Raw genomic sequence first — 21,115 nt, 5'->3', positions numbered from 1 at the left:
CTTCACTGTAAAAAAGGAATCCGGAATATGCTATGCTATCACCAGATTTATCCCCATAGTCTTCAGAACATCAATCAGGGCTTTATATCTTCCCCTTTCTCTTTTGCCTCTTTTTATACCAATCATCTCCAGATAACAGAAAGTAACCTCCTTCGTATATTCACTATCCATGGTTATAGCCCTCTGCATATCCTTGTCATACCTGGCCAACAGTCTGATCTCCTCTTTAATGTTGCTCCTGATCTTCATCCCGTCCAGCCTCTTTTCCCAGTCATTATGAGAAACGGAAGCCTTGCCTATGACCCTGTTCTCATTGAAGTAGGCGTCCATTCTCTCTATGAACCTTTCATCAAAATCATCAGTATGCCAGACCGTATATACCTCACCCTCGATATGCTTCCTGATGCCTATCCTCGTTATGAGCTGTGAGAAATACCAGTCCTTCTGACTGTGCGGGTCAGTGGAGGTACCATAGGCCCTCCGGATCTTTGCCGATTCGGTGTTCGGAAGGTTCCAGTCACCACACAGGAGAATCTGTTCAACATCCCTGTATGAGTTGGTGCTCTTGTTGTCGGTCGCTCCATAATAGGTGACGGTGAACAACCCGGGATCGACACCTTCGGCAACCAGTAACCTCCTGAAACGTTCCGCATATCCGGATTTTCCCGGGCCGTCATCGTCACCGTTTATATCCTTCCAGCATACAATCAAGGAAGGTTTGTCTATCAGCCTGCCTATCCTCTTTACGAATGTGCCGAACCCCGCCTCATCAAAACACTTTCTGGACAGTCCGAAATCCATCCTCTTGAAATCCGTTACGGTGTTGTACTTGCTTTCCGTATCCAGAAGGGTGAAGCGGGTGGAGCCTCTGAAAAGGATATTGCCCGCCCCCTCGAAGATGAGGATATGCGTGGAGATTGTCATGCTCCCGGGACAGAGGTCAACCGGGTAGAATGTAATGCCTACCTTGTCGGTATCGGACATCACCCATGAACCATAATACTTTGGAATGAGCCCCAGCACCACGTCACGCTTCATACGGTTGATCCTGTAGGCCTGGTTGAAGAGATCGTTCTTTCCGCCCCTGATGAAAAGGTCATAATACCGGCCCAGCTCTTCAGGGGGCTTGCAGACGATATTGCCTTTCTCATCGGTCTTTCCGAATATCCCCAGCATGCTCCTGTCGAACTCCACAAAGGGATTGATGAAGGTCGGCGTCTCGTCAAAGATGACATATCCCCTCAGGTCATCCCTTCCCATCAACGTCCTGAAGTCACCGTCGAACGGTGCCACCTCCTTCTGTGGCTTATAGATGAGGAAATGGTTTATCAGGTCTGTCCAGAAGCGTACATGAGTTATCAGAATCACCTTCTTTTCCATGAGCACTCCGGGGTTGTCCCTGTATTGCCCCAGGAAATCGGCTCTCCCGGGGTCACTGGATATGATCATCACATCCTCCATCCTCAATACCCCTTCCACCACAAGGTTCTCCACTATCCAGCCGAACATCTTTTCCAGCTCGTCTTTGGTATCGACACAATATAGAATACCCTCATCATGTTTGTGACGGATCAGGCTCTTGATGCTCTCGGTCTTTCCCGAACCCATCCCCGAGCTGACGATGTATCCGCCACGCCCATCGGGAACATCTATCTCCCCGGTCTTGAGCCTCATCCTGAAACCGGGGCCCGTGGAATGGGGAGTGATGTCAAACAGCTCCCTCATCGCCGCCTCCTTCCCTGGTATCGTCGATTATGACCCACTCGTCCCGGTACTTATTGACCAGGAACTCATAGTATGATATCACGTCCGACTCGTCGAAGTAGTTGTCGTCAAAGTCGGGTTCCGCCTCCTCCCATGCCTTGAGGTCGGCTCTGATCTGTGCGAGGAGTTCTGATTTCCTCACAATTTCTTTCTTGTCAGTCTTCATTGTTTAAAAAAATTAGTTTGATTAATCGATTGGACATGCTCACTGGAACATGCCCTTATTACACAGATTAGGGCATGACTGGAAATGGCGCGCGTTTTTCATATTTGGAGCGCTATTATATATATAAGGTATAATTGCCCAACGTCCAGCATCCTCCCAAAGCCTTATTACCGAAGAAACAAATACCTGAATATAAATTGCCATAGCCGGGAAAAGGCAAAGGGAATGACCGGGGAAATGAACGGCGCTCTTCTTATTTTTTTTCTCTTCCAAATCGCTAAAACACCATTCACAGCCTGCCAGAACCTAATAACTGAATAATAAAATAGCATAAACCCTATGTTTAAAGAGTTCATAAATCAGTTATTGGGACTTGAGCGGGAGCCTATTCCCAATCGTCAGGATACTTTTACTGCACCTGATGTCACCGAAAAAGCGGTATCATCCGAACCTATCTCTGAAAAATACCAAAGAGACATAGAAGCGCTCCGACAGAAATATGGAGACGCTTTTAAAACCGGTCTCTGTATTAATCTTACACTTCAAGAGGCTTTATCAATCATGCATAGAGAAAGGAGACGTATTGACTCCTATTCCGGTCTTGTCTCTTATCTGAAAAAAGAATGGAATATCACACTAACAATCACATCACAAAAAACTAAAACTAAATCATTATGAAGAACTATTTTATAGCAAACGGTGAGATTCTGAACACCAATATGAGCATTAAAGAAATGGAATCACGGGTGCAGGAAACATTAGATGAGAACACTTCCGGAATGGCGCAATTCAGAATAAAGGAAATCAGCGAGAAGGAGCTCAGAATGTTCTTTGTCAGGGACTTCGACTATGATCCAAACAAACCGATCATTTTTGACGCTGACATGGCCTTGATAACCGGAGTGGGAATAGGCGCCTTCCAGCCACAACAAGTCGGAGGATACCCGATGATTTATCCCTTGAGTTTTGCCGGGAAGAATTTCTACACGGATGTAACGGCTTTCATCAGGTTCTATAAATTCCAGCTGTTTGAAGAGACGGGGCAGACAGTGGAGCATATAGGCCTGAGATGCTATTCGGACCGAATCTTAATGCAGATAATCTTTTAATCCTTATGAATGTCTTGGTAGCATGTGAAGAGAGAAGAAAGCTGAGAAGCAAGACCTTTCCCGGGATAGCGGATGCGATGGTTCTCCAGTGGGGAGGAAAAATGGCGGCATAATTACACTATAATGTATGGATCAAAACAAGAACAGATAACAAAATGGCACAATATTTCAGAATAGCGACAAAGGACTTCTGCAACACACTCAAACCCGGCTCTTTCACGGGAGATACGATGATGTGCCCTACAAGAAGTCAAATAGAATCGGCCGGGTTGCATATAAAGAAGGGTTACACCTATGCGGCCGACCAGCTTGTTCCCGAAGACCATATCGAGCGTCTTGACTGGGAATATACTTTCTCCGTGACTCCTGCGACAGCTACCATATCCGCGGCGGGAGGTTCACGGAAATTCACGGTGACCTCGTATAAGAGACAGTACAGTTACAGCAATGCGGGAAACCGTATCTATGTGGAGGGGTCACAGACTAATGTAGCTTATACCTCAGAAAATTCAGGCTCCGGAACATGGACCGCCGCGAGTGATACTGTCAGTTATTCCTCCAATCCCGGTGGAGCGGAGAAAAATGGTATTATTACATGGACTCAGTCTGAATCTTTCGGCTCTGATTCTAAGAAAACAGCTACTGCAACTCATAAACAAAATGCAGACTCTATCAAACCGGATGGAGATGGTTATGGCAATCCAAGAATCACAGCTTTCAGCTATCCTACAGTTATCCCGGCCACCGGAGGTAGTTCGACGCCTAGTTACTCCTATGAACAGACTGTATATTGGGTGTCCGGAAAAACAACAACACTCACATCCGGTGGAACTCCAACCTTTAATAGAACTTCAGGAACAGCAACCGTAAATTCCTCAAGTGGTTTGGCTGATATTGGATCTAAAGGTACAACCCGATCCGGACAAACTACTGTGGCTGTTGTTTCATTAACCATTACAATGAACGGTAAATCCAGTCCAGCATCTAGCGCTAATGTTTATCAAGCTGAGAATAAGATTGAAGAAACATCCTGGAACCCTTGGAACGTATCTGTCAGCGCTGATAGAACAAATTTCCCTAGAGAAGGAGGTACTACAACAGTAAGGGCAAGTGCGACAAGAACCGGTACACATACTTGGAGTTCGGGTTCGACATCTTCAGCCAGTGATTCCGGAACCCCTTCACTGAGTTTATCTAATACTTCCGGATTCTCCTTATCATCCGGCTCTGGAACTTCTGTAACATTAACGGTATCAGTTAACAATGGTGCGGAAAGAAGCACCAGAATTACGGCATCCTATGGAGGAGCTAGTGATTGGGTTGAAATTGATCAGGAAGTAGGTGTTCTTAGTCAAAGTGATACTCAGACAGGTTATAGCATTTCTACAACTCCTACATCATTGAATTGGGATTATGACAGTACGTCCGGAAAGTCCTTCTCGGTAACGTCAAGAGCCCAGGATCAAATAAGATATAGATATTCATATGATGGAGGTAGTACCTGGGGAGATTGGGGAAATTGGCAGAATAATGGAAGTTCATATTCTGCATCCTATAATTCATCAATAACTTCAGGAAGCTCTTATTTCTCCATCTCAGGTAATACAGTGACTCCTGAAGGAAGCAACACGACATTCAGTGCAAATACCGGTACTGTTACAGTTTCCAATGCCGGAGATACAGCTTACGTCTCATTAAGTCAGGATGGTGCACCGGCTGATTATGATTACAGAATATCAATTTCTCCAAGTTCCCATAATTTCTCATCCAGTGCAGGTTCCCACGATTTTACTGTAACTGTTGAACAAAGGTCCAAACCGGTAACATCTTCTTCTTGGGGTTCTTGGAGTACAATAGGAAATAATTACAGTTCTTCCATTAGTGGGACAGGATTTTCCAGATCACAAAGTGGAGATACAGTCACTGTCAATGTAACTTCCAATACAAGCACTACATCCGGAAGAAGCGGAACCCTGACAGTTACCTGTGACTATACTTCCGATCTTACCGGAACAAAACCATCAGCATCCGCCAGTCTGACTCAAGATAAGTATGTGGATATAACTACAAAAACTGAATATCAGTATGAATTTTCTGTAAGTCCTGCCTCATTAAGTTTTAGCGCAGACGGTGGAACACAGTCTGTAACAGTTACTTCCAGGAGACGACCGGTTACATTGACTTATACCAATGGGAGTTTGACTGATGAAAGTGCAGGTTCCTGGTCTACTTGGTCAAGTTATTCCGGAAGAATAAGTAGTGGAACTGGATTTTCTGTTTCAGGAACTTCTGTAACAGCAGGTGCAAATAGTAGTACATCAAGTCGAGATGGTAATTTGGAATTGACTCAAACACAAACATCTAATTATAGTGGTTCTACTAGTAGTTATAAGTCAGACTCTGCCAGCATAAACGTCCCTTTGGAGCAGATGGGTGCAGATATCAAGTCCGTCAACTTCATACATCTGAGTTACAGCTGGCAAAGCAGGGATGGTGCCTATGACATTTACAGCGTATATGCCTCCGCCAGTTATAAAGTCGCCTCCACTGTCATCGTGGAATGCAGGCTCACCTACGGTTCCTCCCTTGGGGCGGGTGAGGAGAACTACGCTTTCACGATATCTCCCGGAAGTACGACATCGTCAGCCCGGAAATGTTATACTTTCGCCGGGAACTATCCGGGTGTGGTATCCGGAACCGGCAGTGTCAGGCCTTCAGAGGATGGAACCTACCGCTACTCCTTCCTGGAATAGACTCTGTAGGAATCCGGCAGCAATACCGTCTCCTGATGTCGGGTAATAGCGGATGCGATGTGCCCCTGCCGGATAAAGGGTAATAATTAACGAAATAAAAAATTAATGTATGAACAAGAATATAGCCAATAACAGTCTAATAATGGATAAGAAAATATTTATAGCAGGCAAGGTGTATGACCTGCAAGTAATGGACAAGGATGAGGTCGAGGCATCGGTGCAGGCGTATCTGGACAGTGCAATAGACAAGGACAGGGTAAGGTTCGAGCTGTGCACAGTCGGAAATATGACCGCCATGTCCTTTCACCGGGGACTTGACTACAGTGCCTATAATGCTGACCCGGTGAAGGATATCATGGATGCCGACGCCTTCATGATGACCGCCCACGAATATGACGGTTTTGAGATGCCTGTTCCTTTCCCTGCACTTCCACTCCCTGGTTTCGGCTATCTCTACCGGATAAAGCAGACCGATTTCCTGGACGCATACCGGAAGAGTGCCAAAATTCTTGGGGCAAGCAGGATAAGGAGTGCTTCCTTGGATATAGCCCCTCAGTCCATTGTGCTGAGGGTACAGAGTCTATGAGCGGAGGATTGAAAGAAACACTGATTGACAGGATAGAGAAGTCGTAGTACAGAGAATGTATTACGGCTTTTTATTCGCTGATGCATAAGAGAACGTGTATTATTTGCAAAAGACTGTTGAACATCAAACTGCTAAATTTTATCGGAGGTAGTGTTAGATATCATTTTACATATTCCCTTCCTCTTACCTGTCATATGAGGCATATTTATAAAAAATGAGGCAACAACCGCTTTTAAGCGGTGCTGCCTCACATTTCCTTTTTCTACTTTCTTATTCCAGTCTAATGTAAACGGTTCTGTTTTCTTTATTAGAGGAATGCAAACCGGCAACGCTCTTGGTCGTTCTCGTTGAACCGCTATTGCCATTGTTACTGACAGGGTTCTGACCCTTGAAAGATATGACAAAGCGGACTTGGGCAAAGTAATGGCTTGTCTGGGCTTGTGACCAAGAATATTGATTTGTCCTTAAGAGGTCATCATTATCCTGAGCAAACGGAGCCCATATATGCAAGGAGAAATAATCCACCCCAGTATTGCCCGTCTTCAATATCAAGACTGCCGAACCACTGGTAACCTTATGTCCGCTCGGTTCGAAAGCTCCGATAGCTCTTAAATTGAACCCACTGATATTTGAGACGTAGGTATTTGCCAAAGTTCCATCGTTTCCATACGTCTGTCCATTCAATACGGCTTCATATTTAGAAACGGCAAAACTGTTTCCCCGATAGGGAGCAATCTCTCTTGTACATAGCTTTCCTGCCAAATGGGGGCCGAAATAAGTATCCAGACGTACCATGTCTTGCTCCGTAGGCATCGTATATATAGTTCGCACCTCTTCCGAACGAGGTGTGAAATTTTCACTCTGTACAGCCAGTTTATTATAGAGTAATACAGCTTCGTATTTACCGCCTGCCGGTTTCTGCTGTTCCGGGCTATTATAGGGATCATAAACATTCCCGTCATCAAATGTTTCAAAAGCATAGATGTAACCGGGAGCAGTCAATATTTTGTCTGGGGCAAATGTAACTCCCGGAGTACCTGTTGCGTTATAGGGCGTAAGCGCCGTGCCATTGGTCATAGTCTTTGTCCGGAGTGATTGCGACATCCAGAACTGGTTATAGCCGATTTTCACCAATGGATATTTTTGTATTTCAAGCTGTCCGCTTGCCGTTTCACGCTTGTCGATCAAGTTATGGGGAATAATCAATGCCTTTTTGCTTCTGTTTTCATCAAAACTGTCGTATGAGACTTTTACCTCATTTGTCGCCCGATCGATGGAAATATACCCTTGCTTGGCCTGCTCATTGGTTATATTAACCGCGGGAAGTTCGAACTTGGAAATTTTATTGGCATCACCATCCCAGTAAATGGTTCCACCGTGCATATGATATTCATGCTTGCCTTCTACTATTGAATTTCCACCATAATCCCATGAGGAGGATTCTGATGCCCCTGCCCAATACATCCCGTGGTCGGCTGTAAACACACCATGCTGGTCTTTTTGGTAATGTGGCTTAGGCCAGCGTGCGATACCTTTTTGTTCTATTCCTGGTATCGAAATTCCTGTATACCGTTCATCTATATCATAAATAAGCCGTAACACTGTTCCCTTATTCAAGTCGGGCAAGTAAGGGATGTCGCTGTTTTCCTTCAGATTATAAAACACCCATGCCTGTGAGTTGATCCACTTGGTAGGTGTATTATCCGCATTTGTCCCTTCCGTTCCGGTATGGTGAGATATGTCTTCCGGCTGATACCGCAAATACTCCCGGCAGAGCAGACCTACCTTCTCTCCGGTCTCGGGGTCGATGACATCCAGCACCCAAGAGTCGTCGTCGCTCAATTCCGGTTGTTCGGGTTTGCTCTTGGTGAGGGTGAAGACGTAGTTCCTGCCCGGTTTCAATTCCAAGTTTGCTTTCAGGCTGAAAGTCTTATTCTTTCCATTTTGCCTAATTTGAAGGAAAGACGTTCCGGCAGAAACCGTCCAGCAGGCGGGAATGGCGGCACGGAACACTCTGCTACCGCTTGATATGTAATCAAAGTCCCACATACGGACTGTACTATTTCGGTTTCCAGAAGCTGTATAAACCAGTTCTTTCTTGTGTGAATTATCGCTATTGGTTATTTCCGTAGTCAGATTGATGTCTGATGCCTCCACGGGTACATTCAGTACATATACCGGTTCGTATCCAGACCCGGTATCATCCCTGTCTATCAGGTTCTCGTCCACTTCCAGCACTATGTTTGCCATCACGTGGTCGAAGTGAACCGTCACTTTATCTGCCCCGTCCTCACCGCCTGTCTCCACAGCCCAAAGCAGGTCGGATGCCTCGTAACCACTGAGGGTAGTGGAGGTGGCTGCGCTGGCCTGATCGGTCTGTACTGAATAGGCAAGGTTCTCCAGTCTCTCCTTTGTCATGTTCTTATCGTAAGGATAGTAGATGACAAATTTATATCCTATCGCCACTGCTCCTTCCGGCATCTCATCCGACGGATTGACTTTTTCAAGAACTTGGCGGTAGGTATTATCGGATACATTCTCAATGTTAATGACACGGTATTCGGTATTGGAAGTCCCGGCGGGACTTCCTTCCGGATTGTAGGCGAAGATACCCAGCCGGTCGTCACTCTCGAAAGTGGAATGGTAAATATCGTCGTAAGCCACGCGGGTTTGCGGTCCGTCGCTTGCAATTACGAAGAAGTAATCATTCAAAGTGGAATCTTCCTTCCCGGCGGAAGCCTCTTGCAGCTCGTCCGTACAAGAAACCGCCAGCAGGGCGACACTTAGCCATGAGAAAAAGTATGTTTTCAGTTTCATAGATACTGCTGTCTTTAGAAATGTCTGTTGTTAAACCGAGTCTCCGTTGGAATCCAGAATCTCGTAATGGTCGTTCACCCAGTCGTGAATCTCGAAGCGACTGTTTCCTCGCTTGTCGATATGGATGACATAGCGTTTACCGGCATCCAGATTCTCCATCTCGCCTTCCAACTCGATGGTGTAAAGTCTGTCCGCATCTCCCATCTTGAACTCAAGGTTACAGATGAAATCCTTTTGCTCAGCAAGATGGATGCGCCACAACTTCCCGTCGTTGTTCATATTACAAGGATAGAGAGGGTCTGTCACCCGCACACGGGTGGTCTGCATGGGATATTCGTCACCGCTCGATGCATTGTAGTCTTTGAAAGAACCGTTTATCAGATTGATTCCTTTTCCCCGGAGTACGCCGATAGTACTGACGAAACGGACATCTCTAAGTGGCGTATCGGCAACTATATCAACTGTTACTGTTTTTTTCTCGAATGTCAGGTGAACAGGACGTGTGGCGGCTTTTGCCGTGATGCCTTGCCCGTTGTTGGTGTAGCAGGTCCAAAGGAAGTCGCTGTTGTTCAGTTGCTCTTTCGTCTCCTGCACATGGTTGATGAAACAAGGGTATTCTGTCCAAGTGTATGTATGAAAGGTATTATCTCCCGTAGATATTCCATTGATAGCTGGCGCACCGGTGAAGACGTATAGATTATTGAACCGGGGCTTTGCCTGTTCTATCTCGAATTGCTCGCCCCAAGAACTGTTGGGATCAGGAGCCCTTTCGGCTGTATTTGTTGCCCAGTTGGGATAATTCAGCAGTTTAAAGAAGGCTTTGGACTGGTCTCCCTTATATGTATTGACTGCTTTTGTGATATCCTCTTCCAATACTGTCCCATCCACATACGGATAATAAAAGAAGAAGCTGTACTTCATCACCCGCCCTTGCTCCACTTGTGAGGTTTCCTGTAGTGTAATCAAGCCGGTCTCATCACATGCCAGCCAGTTATAGGTATTATCCATGCTTCCTTTATAAATCAATACACCGTCTTTATATTCCCATTTGGTATTCGCCATGAAGTAATGGGACTGGTCTCCTGTAACTTCACCGTCTTCCAGGCGAAATCCGAGCACGCACCCTATCAATTCCCCATTTTCGAACGTGGACTTGTTCCCATCGTAGCTTACCCGTGTACTTGCCGGCTTGTCTATCACAAAGCGGAAGCCCTCTTGTGCCTCCTCGTTCCCGGCAGGCAGTGTTTCGTCTGTACACGATAGGAAAATGCACACCATGATGCCAAGCAATGAAATGTATCGATTAATCGTATTCATAATAATAATCTCCTCCTTCCTCTAAATCTTCAATGGTCACATAGAAACGGAATCCGGTAGCCAAGTCCCCTTTCAACCGGTAGAGCCGGTTTGCATTCAATGGAAAGCGTTTACTGTCCATTCCGTCTGCCGGATCGCAGAGAACGACCGGGAATTTACCTTCTTCACTACCATCTTGACCGAGAAGAACCACAGACAACGTAGAACCGGACTTCGGCGGACAGATGGGAAGCACATAACCATAGGCTTCTCCCTTGCCATCCGTATCCGGGGTTATCGTCAATAAGACGCTGGCACCTTCTTCCTCAAAAGGATCAGTGCCGTAATCGTCCGTCTCTTTCTTCTGTAAAGCGATTGCTGAATTCTGTTTTTGATGCGCCACTACCTGAATGGTGGCATTTTCCGGTATGCTTGTAAATGTGGCCTCGATGCCTGCCATGCGGCGATACAGATTTATACTCATCGTCTCGTGGGATTCCGTAGGCGTATATTCGATAGAGCCAGCAAAGATTTCCGCTTTTCTCCGTTCTTCGGCAGTTTTGCCATCCACCAATTTCGCATAAATGGTAGAAGGGGTCAAGCTTTCGTCCGTCGATATTTGGTAAATGTCTTTCTCGTTCATGCCTACGGCAAACAAGGTATATGTCTCACCGATTTCCAACTTGTTTTGCAATGTATAGTTTTGCTCTACGGTTTTTCCGGTTTCCTGCTGCCAGTCCACGCTTTCCGCAGCCATAAACGCTTCTCCCTTGAACAGATAGAGGGAGACATGCTCCACGTGTTGATGCAATTCCGGGCGGATGTCGTCAGATGCTCCTGCCGCATCGTTCCGGGTGGAGATACCGATATTAAACGATACTTCGGTAGTCTGCGGTTTTTCATCTCTCTCCGAAAGTAAGCCTTGCGAACACCCGGTAGCCAATAGCAGTGGGAGGGACAGTAAAAATACCCATGTTCTGAATCGCTTCATGTTCTTATAAGTTTTGAAAGTTATGTCTTTTAGTGCCCGTTTGTCCATACCAGCCTGTACTCGTCTTTTCTCAGCGATACATGTTGTGGCGATTTCAATCAAATTGTCTGAACCGAAAAATACAGTCATTTGGCAATGGAATATGCCTGCTCCAACGGGATCTTTTGTTTACATCTGGAACTCTTGAATGTGAGGAGGCAGTTCTTCCCCCTTTACGACCGGATAATTCCAAGAACTTCCAGAAGCATATAACCTCCGGAAGTCCTTGGATAAGGATACCTTATTTCCCAATTGATATGAATGCTTCAATATAGAAGGGAAAATTACTCGATTTCCATATTATGGATTACTTCCCAGTTGTCATTCACACGCAATACCAGCTCCTGCTTGGTATTCAGGGATTCCGGCTCATCGGGATTTGTACCCGGATTAGTCGGCTCATCCAATGCTCTTGTACCGATTCCGTAGAGGTGATTGCGTACTACATTGTAATTAGTAGCGTTATCGGTATTATCTGCGCCATCACCAAAGCTGCCATCGCTCCAAGAGAAAAGAGTATGTTTGGTAAGCTGTTTGTCACTTGCAGGAAGTTTTACGCTCCATTCTCTCAAACTTGTACCGTCCGATTTTGCCAAACGGAGTGTGAAAGTAGCATTGTTATTAACTTTCTTGAAAGGAATCAGGAAGTTCCCACCGAATACAGAACCTTCGGCATATTTTGTGCCATCAGCTTGTGCGCCTGTCCAGTTGTTTTCGACATCAATAAGACCATTGTTTTCATCGTCTTTTACTGTTCCGAACCAATCAGTCAAATTAATTGTGTAGATGACTTTGTCTTGTGCAGCTTCTGTACCATTGACTACATAGTTGATATGACCATCATTGCTGGTACCGTTTCCTGGCAAGTCGTGGTTACCGAACTTGCCCAGCACCAGTTTGCTGTTTCTGCTTGAAGCCACCAATTGCAGTTTTGCGGCCTCAGCGATATAGGGAATATCCTTCAAGTAAGCAAAAGTACCTGCTACCTGGCGGTTCAAAACAACCGATTCTTTAAACCCTTTTCCATCTTCTACCGTCAATTCCAAGTTGCCGGCAAAGATTTCTTCACCGATTTTATTACCTGCATCTGCTTTAAACGCCAATGTAGTGTTCTCATTGAAACTACCATCTTTTGCAGCATTGGTAATAGCAGTCAAATCATAATCGCTGTCAGTGCTGTAACCGATAGCATAAACCGTATAGGTTCCGACTTCCAGCTTATCTGCTTTGGGAATCTCAATAGTGGTCTGACGGCCATGACCGCCTGTTGTGTACGGAGTCGAACCAGACGCCTTCCAGTCAGCAACAGAGGTTGCATACTTAACAGTACCATCAGAAGCACAAATGATTACCTTTACGTTTTCAATGTTCTGCTTTGCTTCCGAACTCAACAGCGGACGTCCGGCACGTGTCTGCAATCCGTCGCCCGAGCTTGCCACCTGCAATACGAGTTGCTGAACTTCCTCGTTCAAACTGTTGTTGCCCTCATTGATAATGTCAGCATCGTTGCTACATGCGCTGAACAGGACCATTCCGGCTGCCAACGCGTAAAAAAGATTTCTCTTTCTCATTTTGATAAAAATTAAATTAAATTAAATTAAATAAATTGTCTATCGGTTTTTTATTCTATAATCATGCCATGTATCTCTTCCCAGTTATCGTTTACCAGTATATATATGGTGAAATCTCCGTTTCCCCCATATACATACCTCAGTACCGTCAGTTCATTCCGCTTCATCGTGATATTCACGTCTTTCGGTATTAATGTGGGAGTTTCCCGTTGCTCCGAATCATAGAAATTAACATCGAGTACCGAGCCGTCTTTTCTAATAGAGGGTGTCAGCACGGTCCTGGTGACAACTGCCTCCCCCGTTTCCCAGCCTGCCCGGGTATAGACGGAAGTCATGTCTGAATAGTGGAAGCTATAATCCAATGCCCCGTACAATCCGGAGACGGTCTTGTCAGACCAGCGTATTCCATCGGGCAGGTTGACTGCCTGAATGATCAGTTTACCTTTCGTACGTTCCATCTCCACAGTGTAGTCATAGTTCCAAGCGTCATACAGCAGAGTGTCGTTGGTCATATAGATGTCGTTGCCTTCGGTATGTCCGGGATGGAAGGTGATAGTCGTATGGCCACCGTTCTCGTCAAATGGTTTCAAGTCTTTCAGTCCCCCCCATACGGTCAGTATGTAACGTCCATGGGGCAGACAGTTGCAGAAAGTAACGGGGAATGTCTGCCCGTCGCTGGTCACCTCAAAAACGCCCTGCTCCTCCACGATCTCACCCGTGGCGGCGTCGCGCAGCATATAGTACAATGTAGGGACATATTCCCGGAAAGCCAGGTCCTCGCTCTTGCGCTCCTCCAGTTCCACCTTATCCACATTGAAATAGTTCTTGTCTTTCACCACAATATGCACCTGCAACGGCGGGCACGGTTGTATATCGTCTCTCACACAAGAAGAGAGAACCAGCAGGGAAAATAGGAAATAGGATACGATTCTCATTCTATACATATTCATTCCTCCGTTTTTAGTTGTGAACCGTCCAAGTTGGGATAACGTCCGGGTAGCTGACGAAGCAACTCACGGGCTTTCTCGTCATTACCGGTGCGTAGATAGAGTACGGCGAGGTTATTGAGGGCGGACTCCGATTGGGGGAAGTAGCCCAATACCGTGCGATAGACCTCCATCTTCTCCCGGTCGGTAGTCATCAATGTAGCTACCCGCAACAGTTCGTCCTCGTTGAACGCATCGGGACGCTTGCGGTACATATCCAGCAACTCTGCATCGGTTGTGAAGCTCTTGATTATATAGGCATAGGTGTATTCCACCTTCCGGTCTTTCTGTAAATACCTCTCCTTGATCCGGTTCCAGCAAGGGAGACGACGGATGTAACGCTCCTGCACGTCATCGTTGCTGTCGTCGTATTTCTCCAGAATGGTACGCACGGAGGCGGTATCAGGATTGCCATCAGCGACCATCGCGTCCAATACCGGTTGCCATCCCTCAGGACGGGAGCCGGTGACGATCAGGCGTTGTACACTCGTGGGAACGCTTAATCGGGTGACAAGCCATTGCTTGGCGGCATTGGCACGTTTTTCCGACAACCGGGTGTTGAAAGCCAATGAACCATCGGCCGACGCCATGCCGTAAATGCTAAAGGTGGTCAATGTGGCAAGCGTGTCCTGCAGGATGGGAGAAAGCGCCTGTTCCATGTTTTCCAATTCTTTTCGATTATTACCCAATGCCAGATCAATATCATATTTATTGATGGTGAATTGCAGATGCGCCACGCCTTTACCCTCCATCACTTTGGGACGGATCACGAATTGCGGCTCTATCCAACGGACGAGCAATGTCGGCAGTTCGGGCGCTTGGATAGTCGCGACATCAATTGTGTCGATACCCGTGCATTCGCCACACCCATCTGTGGATACAACCGCTACGATACGGGCGTTGTCGGTTCCTTCGGGGAGTTCCACGGTCTCATGGTAAGGCAAACGGATGCTATTTCCGTAACGGGAAACACTGGAGGAGCCTAGTGTCATAGCTTGTTCACCGTAAGGATCAGAATAACCGGTAAGTTTTTCCTGTCGCTTTTTCTTCTTGTGATAGATAGGTGTGTCCAATACCAGTGGTATGTATTCGTCCTTTACCGAATCGTTTGCCCACAACTGGGGCGCAATCACCAGACGACTCCTTTTCGAGAAGTAGTCCTGGGAGATATCGAAACACAAATCCATCTTCACACGGTTTGCACTATCGGGTATCAGCACATAGGAGGAGGGAGTGACCGAGAGTTTTTTCCCCTCTTGCCGACTCGTGGCGCATCCGGTAAGCAAGCCGAGAGACACACCAAGCCATATAATATAATGTATATTGTTTCTTTTCATACTACGGGGGCTGTTTTAGAATACATAAATCAGGGACACGGCCGCTTTTGTTGGTCCGAGGTAGTTCTTATACTTGTTCTCATAACACTTTTCACAAGGGATACGGGGACTTTCCTTATACCAAAGCCGGGCATAACCGATGCCGATGGCGGCTTCCAGGTTCCAGCGTGGAGAGAGAATCCAGTCGTAACCGTAGGTGAAACCGCCTCCGGCCAGATAGCCGTCATAACGTTTGTTTTTGAAGCCTCCGAAAAATTGTGCCCCATGCAGGTGCAATCCTACGAAATGACCTTCGAACTTTTCGCAGAGCCAGTATCTCACTTCCGGCTGTGCCAGCCAGAATCGCATTTTCTTGTCATCCTTAAAAGTCCACGGATTGTAAGCGGCCGCAAGCTCCAATGTAACCTTCGGACCCAATGCAGCTTCCAATGCAGCGTTGGGAGTGGTGGTCATCCAGTACAATCCGTTGGTCTTCAGTACAATGTCCTGCGCATCGGTGGTCTGGAATCCGGCCAACAGCAATAGAAATAAAATCATACGTGTCATTCTTGTCTTCAATATTGGTTTCATTACTCCTGTTTTTCCAACAAACTTTTATAGTGCATCCCAAGGTCCTATCTGGTTGATAGAAGTCTTTGTCAGGAACCGTTCATTGTATTAATAAAGTATTACTGCTGCCCCAAAAATAACAACAAAATAAAAAATAGCATAATAATATATTATCAAAAAACGATATTAATTTAATTTTTTTTTATAGCTGTCCTCCGAACAGGCGAGGGAATAAGGGAATATGAAATCCCCTTTAAAGATTCCACCTACCATCATATATGTCTTATAATCAAAGATATAAATTTGCATATCGGTCTGTCAGAATACATGACACCCCAAAATACAGCTTCACAACCAAAGAAAAATAAGAGAAACCGGGCATTAAACCCAATTTCTCTTGTTGTCTTATCAGTCCCTATGTCACTATCCTGACTTCATGTAAGGAATATGACATGTCCCGATTCTCCGGCAATCTCATATATCTCTTCAAGGCATTGTGTATAGCCTTCATCTTAGAGGGCACCCTTTTCCTCACTATCTCGGAGACATATCGGGCAGCCTCTTCGATAGTCATGAAAAACTCCGGTTGGTTGTCAAAAGAGGCCAGGCAGTAAGGTTCCGGAAAATACATGCCGGTCGTATCATTGGTAGAACAGACACAATTTGCGGGCTCACAGTCACGGTAATACACCTTGACGGACGGAAATGCCCGTTCAATGTTTTCTCTGAGTCCGGACTGCTCGCACCATGCCGTATAATGATTGATCGTGAGCATGTTGCCGTCCAGCCTATAACCGGTTATCTCCCCTCGGCAGTTGAACGCCGTCCAGTCCCCGTCAAGCCTTTCAACCAGATTCCCCAGCCACCATTTGCCAAAACCGTTCTTTATGATGGTGGTCTTTCTCTTGTCCATATACTTCAACACCCTGTGCAGTGACCTTACTTCCTTCGGGTCACCAACGCACTTGTATTCCACATCACACCAATTAGGCACGGCGTACCTCCTTTCCTTTTTGACCATATAAAACTTCGGAATCTCTGCTGACATCATTCGCCGGCTCTGTAAATTTTGAGTGCAGTGGAATAACCTTCCCGGCACTTCTCTGATTCTTGATTTTCTCTTTCATATCAAATTATTAATTAAGTTATTGTTCCCAAGAAAGCACACTCTCAGGAAGTGGTGAAATTCTTCATGTCCAGTACAGTATCCAGTAGGGTGTGTCTCTCCTATTATAAGAATATGAAGCTTTGCAACCTCCCTTTTTATTGTCCGGATTGTTATCCGTTTATATCCGATACGGTATTCAAGGTGCAATTTTCATTTCCCTCATCCGAACATATTATAGCCACTCCCCACGAAATTCTCAGGAAGAGTGCTACGGTCGAGTTTCAGCATCTTCACTACGGAATCCTTCAGGTAGATCTTAGGTTCTCCCGGCAACCCCAGAAGCCCGTCCACCAGATTACGCACATCATCCTTCCCATAATCCTTCTCACCGGACAGCAGACCGACCATATAGAGGTCACAGAAGTCCAGTGTCTCCCTGATTATCAGCAGTGAAATCTCGGGCTCTATCACCGGTTCGGCACTCACGAAGGTCCGGTAGCCTCTGTCATGCAACTGTTTCATCGTGCTGATACGATCCAGGTTGGGTGACGAGTTTCCTTCCAGTTCGTCATGTCCGGTAAGGGTGAATCCAAAGGCCACGTGTTTCTTGCAGACCTCCTCATCAAATCCTCCACCGGCTGAAAGGTAATCAAAGAAAGGTACCACGAAATCCGCATGTTTGGTCAGCAGCTTCACGTTCACGTCGTTTTCCATACATATCCTCACAGCCTTGGCGGTCAGTCCCATCGTCTCGGGAAGCAGCGGGTCGGTGGTGAAGCTGAAGAACAGCCCGTGCTTCTGTATCTCGGAAAGATTTGCCGTCAGCTCCTTCCTGAACCGGTTTATAGGATCATCCCCGTCCTTGAAAGCTTTCTGAAGAGTTGGTGTCGGGGTATAGATTTTGGCGTTCCTTCCTTTTTGCAGGTAACAATAGGAGCACTGGTTGCTGCATCCGTTATAGAAATTGCAGGCCCATCCACTATATTCTCCAGCTTTTCCATTAGGCTGGTATATAGCTTTTCCATGATATTTGTTATTTTCAGGAACAGCCTCACTTACGGTAGCCTCCTCCTTCTCTCCGAACAAGTCATCGAACTCCTTCTCCGCCTCAGAAGCCCTCCGTTCATATTCCGCTTTCAGGTTCCCGTCTTCAATATCCTTGCTGAACTTGTCCCAGCATTCCTTCAACAGCCTGACCTTCCCGTCATTGTCCTTCTCACCTGCAACGCTTTCAGCATCGGTCTTGTCCAGGGTGGTGAAGAACAGGACCAGCAGGCTCACCACGGCTTCCTTCATGCTGTCACCGCACGCGTTATAGACCTCGATGAACATATTGATCGACGCGCTGTTCCTTACCATCTTCGGAATATCACGCCAGCACACCCTGAAGGCATGGAGGATACGCCCGCCACGGTCGATGTTCTCCTCCACACCTTTCAATACCATGGGGAGTCCCTTGTCGGGGGCTTCCATATACTCCGACAGCATTTTTTTCTTATAGGTGTCGGAAAGGTTGAGGATGGTGTACGCGTATTTCTCACCCAGCTTCAGTTCCTCCTGCCACTTGACGGCGGTGGTAAGATTGCTTTTTTCATAACCGGTCTGCGCTGCTATGTAACGTGAGCAGTCCTTCGAGTCCCAGTTACGGTTGTTGGTGTTCCTGACATAGATCCAGCGGTCTATGGGAAGAACAGTCTCCACGTGTCTGAATCTCAGGGTGTGCTTGTAGCTCTCATCCTCTGAAAGTAATTCTACGTGTGCCTGTACCCTGTGAACTCCGTCTGCAACAAAGATAACCTCGGGAACTTCGGGAGAGTCCTTGGTATATTTTTTATCTCCGTCGTTGAGGTCAGTCAGTTCACGTTCAGGATAAGCTTCAAAATATTCCGCTCCAAAGAATATGGAAACAGGTTCTATACAGCCGTCTTTTGTCAGGCTGCCTTTCAGCTTTTTCAGGTGGGGCCTGTTGACCACCCTTCCGAAATCCTTATCAACAACCAGTATGAATCCGGCTGACCGGAGTTCCTCAAGTGTTACGGTTCTTCCATCCTCTATCTTTTTCAGGATCTGTTCCATCCTGTCCATAGTCTTTTCTGTAGGCATATTTTTCTTCTCCATATTTCAGTTAAGATTTAATTGTCGTTTGATAATATAGGGTGGTACCGGTGAGGATACCACCCCGTTTGTTTTCACTTTTTAGAAATGCATTCGCCACTTCTCCTCATGTTCCTCGTGCTTCCAGAATATTCCGGAATCAAGTGCTATATAGGTTCCCCACGAACCGAGCGAGATGAACACATCCGGATTACCGGTCAAAGCCCGGAAGCAGCCGGAAAGATTGTTGTTCAGGGCATCGTAGGGGGCTCTCTTGTTGTCCATCCTCGATACATAGTCCAACAGGCTGATCTTGTCATAGAGGGATGGGTCATAACCATAACGCGCCCGGAACATCTCCTCCCAGTCAAGTCCGAAGAGTCTGTTCCCACCGTAGAAGGAAAGCAGCGTATGGTATCCGTTACCGTAATAATGTCTGGTCCTGCAAAAGTCATATACTCCGACAGTATAAGATGAACCGCTACCACAGGTGTTCATCATATGGAAGGCAAAATCACCGCCGTTTCTGGCCTCGTTGTAAAAAGGGAGAAGGGTTGACAGCCACTCCGGGAAAAACACTTCCAGATCGTCTGCAAGGCCGGGGCTTAACAGGGAAGCCACCGGCAGACTTTTAATAATATCCATAATTCAATATTTTATAATGTTTTTACTCTGTCCAGGTTATAAATGTCAGTATAATCCGGCCCCAATGTTTTACCCAAAGGTTCATATCCGGAAAAGTATTCTTTAGCATGAGCGCGGCGTGGTCAATTGCAGCATGGCTGTAACCGTATCTGTCCGGATCGAAAAGAGGCGCATGGTTCTCTTCATATGGGGACTGCATGTCACGGAACTGCGGCCATGGAGCGCGGAGCTGGAAGACAACACCCACCGGATTAAGAATACCGGCCTGGGAATGCATATAGGCCCGGAATTCCTCCTGGGGACCACCCATACTGTCCACATGCTTCTCCGATACGATATGGATGGCATCGGTATCATGTAATCTGTTATGGCAAGCGTTACATACTGTGATTATAAGTTGTATCATATCAGAAACATATTTCTCTCGGTCTGATGTCAGACCTAAATTTATTTTTGTCATTCTGTTTAAAAGTTAAAAAAGGAGCACTTCGGTGTATCTCCTCCACGCCCTGTTAATGAACTCATTTATTGGGAAAGAACAGCTCCTTGAATAAACAGACCGCTTCCGCAAAAGCTTTCAGCCCGGAAACGATCTGGTTGAACATGAATGCGTTCACGACTTTTTCCGGTATCTTCCCATCTGTTCCACTTATTTTCTGGTGGGACTTATCGTTCTGGATCTCATAACACCATCCTCCCTGGGACGGAGCCTGGGGAACCTTTCTTACTGCCGGTTCCTGCCCGATGGTTGTCTGAGGTACATTGGGGAGTTCCCGAGCCTCACCGGACGGAGGAGCAACCTCGATGTATTCGTTTTCAACTTTATACTTTCCTTGGTTATAGTCATCGATGATCCGTTTCAATTGTTTATGGCTGAGACCGTATTCTTCACAAAACGGTTTGCGCTCAGCTTTCGTTTTCAGCTGGGCTAATTCTAAAATTGGTAATTTCATGTCTATTTTTTTAAGATTATCCACCATTACTTTTGAATGGTGTATTTTTATATCCTGCAACTGTATCCTTGTTACAATCATTAGGCAACACTGATCCCGGACTTACAAATGTACCGGGAGGAGTATTGGAGAGCATTGCCGGACTCCTCCTTAAAGAGTCGCGGCCATAAAGTGCAGACTCATACGCCTGCACATATTATATATTGTACAAAAATTCAAAGAGCGTGCCGAAGCTTTAAGCGGCGGCAAATGTAAATAGTATTTTTTGAGACACAAAGTCTTTCCAATTACATAAATCGCTAATATACAGTATGGTACATGTGCGGTACAGCATTTTTGTAAGAGAAGGGA

The 21,115-nt window shown here is 46.2% G+C and carries 19 protein-coding genes; 4 read left to right on the top strand and 15 right to left on the bottom strand.

The window, feature by feature from the left end:
* Positions 1-30: 30 nt before the first annotated feature.
* Both HUX74_RS18060 and HUX74_RS18055 read right to left on the bottom strand, forming a co-directional pair.
* On the bottom strand, positions 31-1,725 hold the full coding sequence (locus tag HUX74_RS18060) for a hypothetical protein (RefSeq protein WP_174647159.1): 1,695 nt from the start codon (positions 1,723-1,725) through the stop codon (positions 31-33).
* Positions 1,709-1,930, bottom strand: a complete 222-nt coding sequence (locus tag HUX74_RS18055; protein WP_131225496.1) for a hypothetical protein — start codon at positions 1,928-1,930, stop codon at positions 1,709-1,711. The genes HUX74_RS18060 and HUX74_RS18055 overlap by 17 nt, the downstream gene beginning before the upstream one ends.
* A gap of 339 nt (positions 1,931-2,269) precedes the next feature.
* On the opposite strand from HUX74_RS18055, the gene HUX74_RS18050 reads away from it, so the two are divergent.
* From HUX74_RS18050 to HUX74_RS18035, 4 genes are all read left to right on the top strand, one after another.
* A complete protein-coding gene (locus tag HUX74_RS18050) occupies positions 2,270-2,608 on the top strand; it encodes a hypothetical protein (RefSeq protein ID WP_174647158.1) in 339 nt (112 codons plus the stop codon).
* Positions 2,605-3,039 (top strand): hypothetical protein, encoded by a 435-nt coding sequence (locus HUX74_RS18045; protein WP_174647157.1) that lies wholly within the window; start codon positions 2,605-2,607, stop codon positions 3,037-3,039. Before HUX74_RS18050 ends, HUX74_RS18045 begins: the two co-directional genes overlap by 4 nt.
* Before the next feature lie 155 nt (positions 3,040-3,194).
* Positions 3,195-5,792, top strand: coding sequence for a BACON domain-containing protein (locus HUX74_RS18040; protein ID WP_174647156.1), 2,598 nt, complete (start codon positions 3,195-3,197; stop codon positions 5,790-5,792).
* Positions 5,793-5,901: 109 nt separating this feature from the next.
* Positions 5,902-6,378 (top strand): hypothetical protein, encoded by a 477-nt coding sequence (locus HUX74_RS18035; RefSeq protein WP_174647155.1) that lies wholly within the window; start codon positions 5,902-5,904, stop codon positions 6,376-6,378.
* 270 nt (positions 6,379-6,648) lie between these two features.
* Here HUX74_RS18035 and HUX74_RS18030 read toward each other — a convergent pair whose 3' ends face one another.
* The 13 genes from HUX74_RS18030 to HUX74_RS17970 all read right to left on the bottom strand — a co-directional run bounded on the left by HUX74_RS18030 (position 6,649) and on the right by HUX74_RS17970 (position 20,764).
* Entirely contained in the window at positions 6,649-9,195 is a 2,547-nt protein-coding gene (locus tag HUX74_RS18030) for a fimbrillin family protein (protein ID WP_174647154.1), read from the bottom strand.
* Between the two features lie 30 nt (positions 9,196-9,225).
* The gene (locus HUX74_RS18025; protein ID WP_174647153.1) at positions 9,226-10,512 is read right to left on the bottom strand and encodes a hypothetical protein; all 1,287 of its coding nucleotides are present in this window, start codon (positions 10,510-10,512) and stop codon (positions 9,226-9,228) included.
* The gene (locus tag HUX74_RS18020) at positions 10,499-11,482 is read right to left on the bottom strand and encodes a hypothetical protein (RefSeq protein ID WP_174647152.1); all 984 of its coding nucleotides are present in this window, start codon (positions 11,480-11,482) and stop codon (positions 10,499-10,501) included. The genes HUX74_RS18025 and HUX74_RS18020 overlap by 14 nt, the downstream gene beginning before the upstream one ends.
* Positions 11,483-11,805: 323 nt before the next feature.
* On the bottom strand, positions 11,806-13,092 hold the full coding sequence (locus HUX74_RS18015; protein ID WP_174647151.1) for a hypothetical protein: 1,287 nt from the start codon (positions 13,090-13,092) through the stop codon (positions 11,806-11,808).
* Positions 13,093-13,142: 50 nt separating this feature from the next.
* Entirely contained in the window at positions 13,143-14,036 is an 894-nt protein-coding gene (locus tag HUX74_RS18010) for a FimB/Mfa2 family fimbrial subunit (RefSeq protein WP_254592890.1), read from the bottom strand.
* A 2-nt stretch (positions 14,037-14,038) separates the two neighbouring features.
* Positions 14,039-15,415, bottom strand: coding sequence for a tetratricopeptide repeat protein (locus tag HUX74_RS18005; protein ID WP_174647150.1), 1,377 nt, complete (start codon positions 15,413-15,415; stop codon positions 14,039-14,041).
* 15 nt (positions 15,416-15,430) lie between these two features.
* Positions 15,431-15,961 (bottom strand): DUF3575 domain-containing protein, encoded by a 531-nt coding sequence (locus HUX74_RS18000; protein ID WP_174647350.1) that lies wholly within the window; start codon positions 15,959-15,961, stop codon positions 15,431-15,433.
* Positions 15,962-16,379: 418 nt separating this feature from the next.
* Positions 16,380-16,940: a hypothetical protein gene (locus tag HUX74_RS17995; RefSeq protein WP_254592889.1), complete on the bottom strand. Its 561-nt coding sequence runs from the start codon at positions 16,938-16,940 to the stop codon at positions 16,380-16,382.
* A gap of 10 nt (positions 16,941-16,950) precedes the next feature.
* Positions 16,951-17,091 carry a hypothetical protein gene (locus tag HUX74_RS17990; protein ID WP_174646762.1) on the bottom strand — a complete coding sequence of 47 codons (141 nt, stop codon included), beginning with the start codon at positions 17,089-17,091 and terminating at the stop codon, positions 16,951-16,953.
* 200 nt (positions 17,092-17,291) lie between these two features.
* Positions 17,292-19,190 (bottom strand): hypothetical protein, encoded by a 1,899-nt coding sequence (locus tag HUX74_RS20850; protein WP_254592888.1) that lies wholly within the window; start codon positions 19,188-19,190, stop codon positions 17,292-17,294.
* A gap of 78 nt (positions 19,191-19,268) precedes the next feature.
* Complete coding sequence (locus tag HUX74_RS17980) at positions 19,269-19,811, bottom strand: hypothetical protein (protein ID WP_174647149.1); 543 nt, start codon at positions 19,809-19,811, stop codon at positions 19,269-19,271.
* Between the two features lie 22 nt (positions 19,812-19,833).
* A complete protein-coding gene (locus HUX74_RS17975; protein WP_174647148.1) occupies positions 19,834-20,217 on the bottom strand; it encodes a hypothetical protein in 384 nt (127 codons plus the stop codon).
* A 115-nt stretch (positions 20,218-20,332) separates the two neighbouring features.
* A complete protein-coding gene (locus tag HUX74_RS17970) occupies positions 20,333-20,764 on the bottom strand; it encodes a hypothetical protein (protein WP_131225502.1) in 432 nt (143 codons plus the stop codon).
* Between the last annotated feature and the right edge of the window lie 351 nt (positions 20,765-21,115).

It is taken from the genome of Bacteroides sp. Marseille-P8574 (assembly GCF_902825465.1).
GTDB lineage: Bacteria > Bacteroidota > Bacteroidia > Bacteroidales > Bacteroidaceae > Bacteroides > Bacteroides uniformis.
The sequence above is the reverse complement of the archived record's forward strand: the minus strand, read 5'-3'. Positions and strand labels throughout refer to the sequence as shown.

Coding starts and splice junctions, on each gene's coding strand:
- HUX74_RS18020 (WP_174647152.1), bottom strand. CDS start 11,482: ATGAAGCGATTCAGAACATGGGTATTTTTACTGTCCCTCCCACTGCTA.
- HUX74_RS18035 (WP_174647155.1), top strand. CDS start 5,902: ATGAACAAGAATATAGCCAATAACAGTCTAATAATGGATAAGAAAATA.
- HUX74_RS18060 (WP_174647159.1), bottom strand. CDS start 1,725: ATGAGGGAGCTGTTTGACATCACTCCCCATTCCACGGGCCCCGGTTTC.
- HUX74_RS18045 (WP_174647157.1), top strand. CDS start 2,605: ATGAAGAACTATTTTATAGCAAACGGTGAGATTCTGAACACCAATATG.
- HUX74_RS17980 (WP_174647149.1), bottom strand. CDS start 19,811: ATGGATATTATTAAAAGTCTGCCGGTGGCTTCCCTGTTAAGCCCCGGC.
- HUX74_RS18030 (WP_174647154.1), bottom strand. CDS start 9,195: ATGAAACTGAAAACATACTTTTTCTCATGGCTAAGTGTCGCCCTGCTG.
- HUX74_RS18000 (WP_174647350.1), bottom strand. CDS start 15,961: ATGACACGTATGATTTTATTTCTATTGCTGTTGGCCGGATTCCAGACC.
- HUX74_RS18050 (WP_174647158.1), top strand. CDS start 2,270: ATGTTTAAAGAGTTCATAAATCAGTTATTGGGACTTGAGCGGGAGCCT.
- HUX74_RS20850 (WP_254592888.1), bottom strand. CDS start 19,190: ATGGAGAAGAAAAATATGCCTACAGAAAAGACTATGGACAGGATGGAA.
- HUX74_RS18010 (WP_254592890.1), bottom strand. CDS start 14,036: ATGTATAGAATGAGAATCGTATCCTATTTCCTATTTTCCCTGCTGGTT.
- HUX74_RS18025 (WP_174647153.1), bottom strand. CDS start 10,512: ATGAATACGATTAATCGATACATTTCATTGCTTGGCATCATGGTGTGC.
- HUX74_RS18005 (WP_174647150.1), bottom strand. CDS start 15,415: ATGAAAAGAAACAATATACATTATATTATATGGCTTGGTGTGTCTCTC.
- HUX74_RS18015 (WP_174647151.1), bottom strand. CDS start 13,092: ATGAGAAAGAGAAATCTTTTTTACGCGTTGGCAGCCGGAATGGTCCTG.
- HUX74_RS17975 (WP_174647148.1), bottom strand. CDS start 20,217: ATGATACAACTTATAATCACAGTATGTAACGCTTGCCATAACAGATTA.
- HUX74_RS18055 (WP_131225496.1), bottom strand. CDS start 1,930: ATGAAGACTGACAAGAAAGAAATTGTGAGGAAATCAGAACTCCTCGCA.
- HUX74_RS17990 (WP_174646762.1), bottom strand. CDS start 17,091: ATGAAAGAGAAAATCAAGAATCAGAGAAGTGCCGGGAAGGTTATTCCA.
- HUX74_RS18040 (WP_174647156.1), top strand. CDS start 3,195: ATGGCACAATATTTCAGAATAGCGACAAAGGACTTCTGCAACACACTC.
- HUX74_RS17970 (WP_131225502.1), bottom strand. CDS start 20,764: ATGAAATTACCAATTTTAGAATTAGCCCAGCTGAAAACGAAAGCTGAG.